The sequence below is a fragment of the Anaerotruncus sp. genome (genome assembly GCF_057433415.1).
On sequence record NZ_DBMDHH010000040.1, the window covers coordinates 17,713 to 27,008 of the forward strand.

Sequence of the window (9,296 nt, forward strand, 5' to 3'; positions counted from 1 at the left end):
TCTTTCACACGTTTTATTGCAGGATCCCCATTTGGGGCTCCCCGGCGATCGACGCTTTAAAGGTAATCTGGTAGCTGTAGTTCGCGGGCGCGCCGTTTTCGCCCTGCCCGCTGGGCATTTGATTGCTGAGGAAATCAAAGGTGCACTTTTGGTTCCACGGGATCTCCGCGAAATCTTGGAAGACCACAATGACCAGCCCCCTCGATTCCGCACTGCTCGAATCGCCGGTTTTAAATGCAATGGGAGCCGTCTGTGGAGGAACGTCAAGCGGGCGGATCGCCAGATCGTAGTCGGTCCCTTCCCCGATTTTCGGCGCGTCGATCTGCCGCATCGCATCACCACTGTCCGCGGCCAACCGCGTCAACATCGGTTTTACCTGCGTATTGACCGGGAACGCGGAGCGGTTCTCCACATACATCCTGTCCGCGCTCGGCTGTGCGAGCGTGCCGTCCTTCGCCACACAGACGGTGATCGAAAGCGGCACCGTCACGTCGAGGCGGGCGGTTTCCGTCTCAAACGGCACCTCCATGTTCGCAGCCGTCGGGACGTCCAGCCCCATCATGGAGGCCCCTCCGGTCGACAAGCCGGTCAGCGGCGTTTCGCCGATTTTACACTCCTTGATCAGCAGTTTTTTGGTCTGGGCCGCGTTGAGGGCGTTGGCGTTTTTTAGCGTCACCGTCCAGGAGGCGTACCCGTTGGCGGGTATCTTCATCCCGGGAAGCACCGTGGAGGAATTCAGCTCATCGCCGTCCACCTTGAAGTTGAACTTGTACATCGCGTCGTCCGCCGTCCAGAGCTTAAAGTTCTCGTTGATCTCCTGCTCCGTCGCGAACCCGATCGTGGGCGTGTCCATGCCCAGTAAAATCCCCATTCCATCCAAGAGCCCCACGCCGGTGGAGGTGACCGTTTTATCCACGCCGTAGCCGTTATACACCGTGAGGGTTTGCGTGTCGGTGTGCGGGGCCTCCGCCGCCGCGTCGGTCGATTGCGCCGTCAGCGTGCCCGCCTCGTAGAGGGAGAGGAAGAACGGGTCGCTCTTTGCCGTGACGCCGTTCGCGTCGGTCGCGGTCAGATAGTATTCCCCCGCGCGGGTTCCGGCCTCGGGCTGGAAGGTAAAGCTCACAGTCGAGGTGCTTTCGTTGTTCGAGCGCACCACCGCCCGGAAGGACATCTCCTCCGGCATATCGTCGCGGGAGGATGCCTCCATTTCGACTCCGTTTTTATCGTACAGCTTGACATCCGCAGCCGAGCTTGTGGAGACGTCAGCCGTAAAGGTCACCTTGTCCCCCACCCGCACGAACATGTCGTCCGGCGTGGTGGTGAAGTGGAAGGGCAGGCCGAGCTCGAGCGTGTTTTGCTCGGTCGCGGATTTGACCAGTGCGAACTCCTCCGTGATATTGTCGGGAAGGACGAAGCGCGCCGCGTCGTTGGCCACGTCGTTATAGGACGCGGCTCCCTCCGCGAACACGGCCACATCCCTGCCCGCTTCGTAAACGCCATCCGGCGGTGTGGTTCTATCCATGTCGACGGAGACCTTCGCACCGCTTTCAAGCGCGGAATCAACGTTGATGACCTTCGCGGTCTTTCCGTCGGCGCCCGCCGTCAGATAGACCGTCTGGTCCGTCCCGAGCGTGGGCAAGTTCGCGCCGAGCCGGAAGGTGCCGTTCTGCCAGACGCCCGCGCCGTTTGCCGCACGGTTCCCGGTGATCGAACCGCCGTCCATCCGGAAGGTGCCGCTGTTGGCCACCGCGCCGCCGTCGCCGCTGTTGGCGTTATTTTGCAGGCGCGCGCCGTTGTCCGTCGTGAGCAGTCCGTCCGCCGCGACGGTAATCAGAGGCGCTTTCGCCGTTACTCCGCCCGCGACGACCTCCTGTTTTCCGCCCGTGACGGCTTTTGCATGCCCGTCCAACGTGATCCCGTCGAGCGTCAGGCTTCCGGTCACGTTGAAGAGCGCGTTTTGGTTGTCGGCCACGCCAAATCCGGTGAGGCCGGAGATGTTGTCCGGTTGGGCATAGCGCTTGATGAGCACCCCGCCCGCGATGGAGACGCTGCCGCCCTCGCCGCTGTAGCTCGTGCTCGCCGCGCCTGTCGTTTCATCCGTCCCGGCGGTAATCCGCGCGCTGCTCACATTGACGGTGTCCACCACATAGAGGGTGCCGCCTTTCAGGCTTGCGAGCTTGTCAAATGCGGTTTTCAGCGTCCTGACGGCGGCTGCCGGCGTATTGCCGTCTTTGCCGTCGTCGCCGCTTACGCCGTTGATGTAGACCGCGTTCTTCGCCTGCAGTTCGAGGATACTGTTATCTACGTCCTTCCGGCCGAGCGTGTATAGCGCGGCGATCTCGTCCGCGAGGGTGTAGTCCGCGAGCCGTTTGGAGACGTCGGCGTCCACAATTGGATCCGGATACTTGACCACGTTGCGGCCGTTTTCCGCGCCGTCCATGTTGACCAGCAGCGAGTTTGTGGGCGCGAAGTCACCCATTACCTCGATGATCTTCTTGTCTGTTTTGCCCATTATTTTGCCGACCGTCAGATAGATTTCTCCCACGATCGACGGGCCGCCGCTCACAAGGAAGCTGCCGTTTTGATAGACCGCCGCACCCTTGGCCGCCCCGGTGTTGGCGATTGCGCCGCCAGTCATCCGGAAATTCCCGGCATTAAAGACCGCGCCGCCAAAGACGGACTCGCTGATATTGTTGTTGTTTTGGAGCGCCGTGCCCTCCCCAACGATCAGGACGCCGCTCGCCGTGACTCCGATCAGCGGGGATTGCGCCTCCACCGCCGGGGCCGTAGTTTTGGGGCTGCCGGTGTTGAGCGCCGCGCTGTGGCCGTCGATTGTCACGCCCGAGACGACGAATCCCCCGTCGTTCACGGTAAAGAGCATGCCGGTATGGCTCCGCTTCGCCTTTTCGCTGGTAAAACCGGTTGAGGGCGGATTCGTCGGCACGGAGTAGCGCCGGATCACCACCGGCCCGCCGATCGCAACCGTCCCGTCGCCGTCAGTATACTGCCGGTCAGCCAGCGTGACGCTGCCTGTGACAGAGACGTTATCCACGACGTAGATGACGCCACCCTGCTCCGCAAGCAGTTCGTAGGCGCGCTTGAGCGTCTGGACCGCCGTATCGGGAGTCGTGCCGTCACGACCGTCGCTTCCGCCCACGCCGTCGATGTAGACGATGCCCTTTTCCTGCAGTTCGAGGATATTGGCCGCGGGCTGACTCCGGTTGTTGAGCTTATATTGCGCCAGGATATCCGGCGCAAGGGTATACTTTGCCTTTTCTGTGTCGTCGGGCGTTTTCCCAGACGGATACTGCACCACCGCGCGGCCCGCGTAGGCGTCCGCCATATCCACGGAAAGCGCGCTGCCGGAGGTTGTCGTAAGCTCGATGTATTTGCTGGTCGCCGCGTTTCCGCCGCCCGCCAGATAGACGCTGCCTTCAACCGACACAGCCCCGCCGACCAGGAATTTGTCCCCCTGGTAGATCGCGCCGCCCTTTGCGGCCTGTGTGTTCTCGATCGTGCCGCCGTCCATCGTAAGCGTCCCCGAGACGATGTTTACCGCGCCGCCATTGCCGGTCGTCGTGTTGTTCGCGAGCGTCGTGCCCGCGCCCATCGTGACGATTCCGTCGTTCACCTTGATGATCGAGCCGTCCGCGGTGAAGCCCTGATCCGCGTCGTGACGGCCCAGGATCGTAATCCCGCCAAGGGTCAGCGTGCCGCCCGTCACCTCGATCATGTCGCCGCGATAGGGCGCATAGCTGTACTTGCCCGCCACGGCAAAGCCCGAATAGCGCCGCAGGGACTGGTCCGCCCCAAGGCTCCAATTTTCGTCTGCGGAAACCGTGAGCTTCCCGCAGATGTAGATGTTGCCCGGATCGCTTCCCAGCGCCGCTTTCGCCGCCGCGAAGGTCTTATATGCGAGGTCGGGCGTGCTGCCGTCGTTCTGATCGCTGCCCTTCACGCCGTCCACGAAGATGATCTTTTTGAGGACGATATTTTTGGCCTTGTTTCCCGTGCCGCGGTCGAGCACCGCGCCCTCGTAATCGGTCGCAAAGTAGCGCAGGTTTGGGGCCGCGCTCTCGAGCGTACCCTCGGGGATCACCACACTGTCGCCGACCCTGAAGCCGTTTGCGGAAGCCACGGCCGGCGTCGCCAGCTCCACGTTGTACCGGCGGCCCGCCTGCCGGATCGTCCGGGACAGCTTGATCGGGTACGCGTTGCTGCTCAGGTAGACGCCGTCCGCGAGATCCGCGCCGCCGCCCTCAAGGATGAAGTTCGGGGACGCGACATAGACGCCCCTGCCCACGCCGGCCGCGTTCAAAAGGATGTTTCCGGACACTCGCCCGCCTTTGAAGGTGGTGGTGGCGCTCCCAGAACAATAGCAGCCTGCGCCTTGACCAGCGGTATTCCCGGTGATCTCGCCGCCCGTGATCACGGCGGCTCCCCCGATGTTGTAAAGTCCGCCGCCGTTATTTTTCGCTGTATTTCCGCTAATTGTTCCGCCGCTCATCGTAAAGGTGCCGGCCTCAAGATAGACACCTGCTCCGTTAGACGCCGTGTTCCCACTGATCGTCCCGCCGCTCATTGTAAAACTGCCAATATTGAGATAAACGCCATTGCTGTTCGTGTTTTCATCAATCATTCCGCCGCTCATCGTAAAAGTGCCACGATTGATATAGACACCTTCGCTTCCCATGTTTCCACGAATTTTCCCATCGGTCATGATTAATTCGATATAATCACTGGCATAGATGCCGCCGCCCCTGACAGTTCCCGTGTTACCGCTGATCTCCCCACCATTCATCGTGAATCTGCCGTGGCGGGAATAGTCGGCATAGCCATAGATACCGCCGCCATACTGTGATGTGTTCCCGCTGATTTTCCCACCATTCATTGTAAAATTTCCGGAATAGCCGATGCTGACACCGCCTCCATGACCTGCGTTGTTTCCGCTGATCTCCCCGTCATTCATTATAATATTACCGTAGCTTACATAAACTCCACCCTTGTTGCGGCTAATCTTTCCGCCATCCATCTGGAAAAATCCTGAACAACCAACACCGTAGCCGTTATTCCCGTCGACCGTTCCTCCGCTCATTTTAAAGCTGCCGGAACCGGAGACAGAGACACCCGAATAATTTTCGTTAATTGTTCCGCCAGACATCGTAAAACTTCCAGAAGAGACATAGACACCACTAGAGGCACCACTAGAATTCTCGGAAATACGTCCTTCCGAAATCACTGTACCCGTGCTGTCCTTCTCCTCCTCCAGCGTAAAAGCGCCGCTATCCAAATACACCCCATGGCTGGCGTTGCTGGTGATTCCTCCCCCAGACTGGACGACATCCGTCGCGGTGGAAATCTTCAGCCCGTAATAGTTGTTGGAAATCTCGCCGCCGGTCATCGAGAAGTGGGAGCCGCTGCCCGATACGTTGACACCCGCGCTGCCGCTGAAGGTCCCATTGTTTTGGAGCAGTGCGCCGTCCGCGATCGTGAACGTGCCGCCCGACTGGCTGACGAGATAGCTGGTTTCGCTGCCCGCCGCCGCATCGCCGTCAATTGTGATATTTTGCAGCGTCAGCGTGCCGCCCGTCATGCCGACCATGGTACCCGTAAAGCCGCGCATCCGGCGCAAAACGGGCGTGCGGCCGCCAACCATGATCGGACTTCCGCTGTCCGTCGTCATGGCCCAAATCCCGTTATTTTCACTTGTCGTCACGTTCACCGTCCCGCAGACGAGGATATTGGCCTCTCCGCCTTCGGGGATATCGGCAATGGTCTGCAAGAGCTCCTTCGCGTGCGCAAAGGTCTTAGCCGGCTTCTTTGGGCTCCAGCCATAGCCGTCCCCGTCGCTGCCGGTCCCGGAGATATAGACGTTCCACCCCGCCGCGACAATGTTCGACGGGGTCGTCGTGCCGTCCGGATCCGCCATGAGGCGCATCGTCTTTGCCGGCGCGGCCGCCAGTATGAATTGAATGCCCCCCTCGTTCAGATACTGGGCCGCGGGGAGGCCTTGATCTTTGCCGTTTACGACAATTTCCCCAAGATAGTATTCGGAAATCGTTAACTTAATGGCGCTGACCGCGGCAAGTCCTGTTGGCGGCGTGCGCTGGGACAATGCAGCTGTCAGTGTGATTGGGGTTACATTGTGGCTCGCGGTGCCGTCGTCCCATAGCATCACGCCGTCGTTGACGTCAATCTCGCCGCCAATTTCAAATTTTGCAGCATTGACGGAATAAATATTGTTCGACCCGGAATCCTTCGCCGTATTTCCGCGGAGATGCCCGCCGGCCATGGAAAAGTTCGCGCCGGAAGCGATATACACGCCGCCTCCCGTTCCGTATGGGGCCGTATTCCCGCGAATGATTCCTTCTTCCGAAAGCTTGAAGGTCGCACCCGACGACACATAGACACCGCCGCCGCCATAACCGTTGGAGCTGGAGCCTGAGCTGTTCCCGGTGATTGTGCCTCCGGACATATCGAACGCCGCGCCAGAACTGAGCCACACGCCGCCGCCGTAGTTGCGGGTATTTTTAAAGCCGGAGATCGTGCCGCCGTCCATGTCGAATACCGCGTTTGCCGCGCTGAGACGCACACCGCTTGTATAAATCGCATTGGACGATCCGTTGCTGATTTCGCCGCCATGCAACTCGAAGCGCGCGCCGCTCCCGGAAAGGACCACCGCGTTATATGCCTCGTTATTGGTGATCCGCCCACCGTTCATCGTAAACGTGCCGCTCGCGCCAACCACGACGGCCGCCGTACCGCTGGTGCTATTTGTCCTCCCATTCCCCGTGACAAGCGCGCCGTCTCCCATTGTGAGCGACCCGCCCGACACCCGCGCCGCGCTGAGGTAGGCGCCCTGAAGGGTCGTGTTCTCCCCAAGCGTCAGGCTCCCACCCGTCACCCGAAACAGGTCCATTGTGGATTGCAGTCCGGGGGATATGTCCTGGAGGCCGTCCACGACGATGTTGGAGAGCGTCACACTGCCGCCCGATATCTGAACAAGATAGACCGGCTTGAAGTTCTTATTGGTGAACCGACGGATGTCCGCCGTCCAGCCGGATTTGATTGCGTTAACCTCCTTCAGGTCCCAAGTTTCCGCACCCGAACTCACCGTCACCTCGCCGCAGAGGAAGATATGCGGGACAAAGCTTGTATTATCTTTTTGCTCTTGCGCAAGTCCTATGAGCTTCGTTTTCGCCTCGGCAAAGGTCTTGACCGCCTGCGCGGGAGAGCGGCCGGTATTGCCGTCGCCTCCATTTTGGCCATCAAGATATATCCCGATTTCAAGCAGAATCAGGTCATTTCCATAACCGCCGATCGTAAATTTGTCAGTGTAATTTTTGAGGATAAAATGCGCCTCATAGCTTGAAGCGTCTGTAAGCGGGTTGGTGGGAACCACCACGCTGACGCCGGAGGTATGACTCGGTCCTACGGCCACGTCAAACGTCTTGCCGACGCCCGGCACGCCCGACAGATTGATCACATAAGTCGGGTCCGGCAGGCTGATCCGGCCGTTGACCGTTGCAGCCGCGGCATTGAGCGTGAATCCGGGCGAGTTCGCATAGACTGCGCTTTGTTCCGTGGGGTTGAGCGCGGAAACCGTGCCCCCAGACAGATTGAACTCCGCGGAGGTCCCGGACAGCATCACGCCATAGGAAGTTCCACCCGTGACCGTACCGCCATTCATATCGAATGTCCCATTGCTGCATAGCACCGCTTGTTTACCCGAAGCGCCCGAAACCGTCCCGCTTTCCATGATGAAATTTCCACCGCTGGCAATCTCGACGCCGCAGGACGAACCAGAAATGGCTGCATTCGAGAAGGTCATTATCCAATTCGTATAAGCGCCGGTCGCTGAAGAAACCGCCGCCGTTCCGGAGATCGTCGTAACGCCAGAATTCTTTATTCCAAATGAAAATTTGTCGATGCTCCCGGCAGACATATTAAATGTCGCGGCACCTTTTACGCTCACGCCGGTTCCCTTTTCGGACGTTCCGACGATCTCCCCGCCGGTCATCGACGCTGTCCCATCTGACAAAGTTACCGCGGTATCCGTACCAGTATAGTCAAGCTTTGTCCCGGAGGTAATCTTCAGCAAGGCGGCGTCTACGCTTGTCTGAAGAATGGTTTTGTCGCTTTCAAAGGTAATGTCTGCAAGCGTGAGCGCTCCTGTCACGCTGACCATGGAAGATCCGGTGAAGCCGCTGTATTTCACTACCTTGGCCGACGGGAAGTTTGCCGGCGGCAGAGACCATGTCTCTGCCCCGGTGACCGCGACCGTGCTCCCGCAGATATAGATGACTCCGCTGCCCTTTAATTCTGTGAGCAGCAGCTCTTTTGCGCGCGCAAAGGTCGCGACCGGCGTATTTGCCGTCGCACCGTCGTTGTTGTCGTCGCCTGTCCCCGAGAGGTAGATCGCCGTGTAGGTGACGATCGGGTAGGCCTGCATGATCCGTTCGTTGCCCGTTCCGGGCTTGACGCGCAGCGCCCACTGCGGGTCCTTGGCCTCATTGACGCTGCCGTCCAGCGCCAGGTAACTTTCCAGATTGTCCGCCGTGATCGTCTCCGGAGCGGAAGCCGCGTCAAACGCGCTGGTAAACGGATCGACGTTTGGGGCGAATTTGATCGGATAGGGAGCGGCAGGCGCCTGTGTAAAGATGATTCCGGGGGCGGTCGGGCGCTGCTCGAAATAGACCGGTCCGCCCATCGTGAGCCCGGCGCCGGCGGTCAGCGTGCCGTCCGCGAGCGTCACGACGGAATCCGCAGCGGAGCCGCCGCTCTCTGTCGTGTTGGACAGCGTCAGATTTGTAAGCGACAGATTGACTCCCTTGTCAATGTAAAAGTACGGGCCGGAAAGATACTTGTTCCAGCGTTTAATCGTCGCATTTTTTCCGTCGAAGGTGTAGGTCGAAGCATCGCCTTCCTCTTCCTTATGATAGGTATCGCTGCACATGCTCATGCAGACAATCGTTCCGTTCGGCTGGACAAGCCACAGCGCCTGTTCCAGCGTCTTTACCGACGCCAGCGCACTGTTCCCGGCCGCGTCGTCGTTTCCTCCGGGGATTGTTTGATCCACGTCCTGGAACGCCGGGTCGGGGTTCCAGTAAACGGTCTCAAGGCTGCTCTCTGCCGCAGTCGCCGCCGGGGCGGAAAAGGCCGCCGCGCGCAGCAGGTTTTCGCCGCGGAACGCCCTGACGGTGTACACCCCGTCCGCGCTCGCGGGCACGGCGGTGCTCGCCTCCGTCACCTCCGACGGGGCGTTTTCTTCGTGGCCGTTTTCTTCGCCGCTCTTG

1 protein-coding gene is annotated in these 9,296 nt (G+C 59.9%); it reads right to left on the reverse strand.

The features are described 5' to 3' along the window. Positions 1-13: 13 nt before the first annotated feature. Entirely contained in the window at positions 14-9,208 is a 9,195-nt protein-coding gene (locus ACZO3G_RS10875; protein ID WP_486847181.1) for a hypothetical protein, read from the reverse strand. Positions 9,209-9,296: the final 88 nt, after the last annotated feature.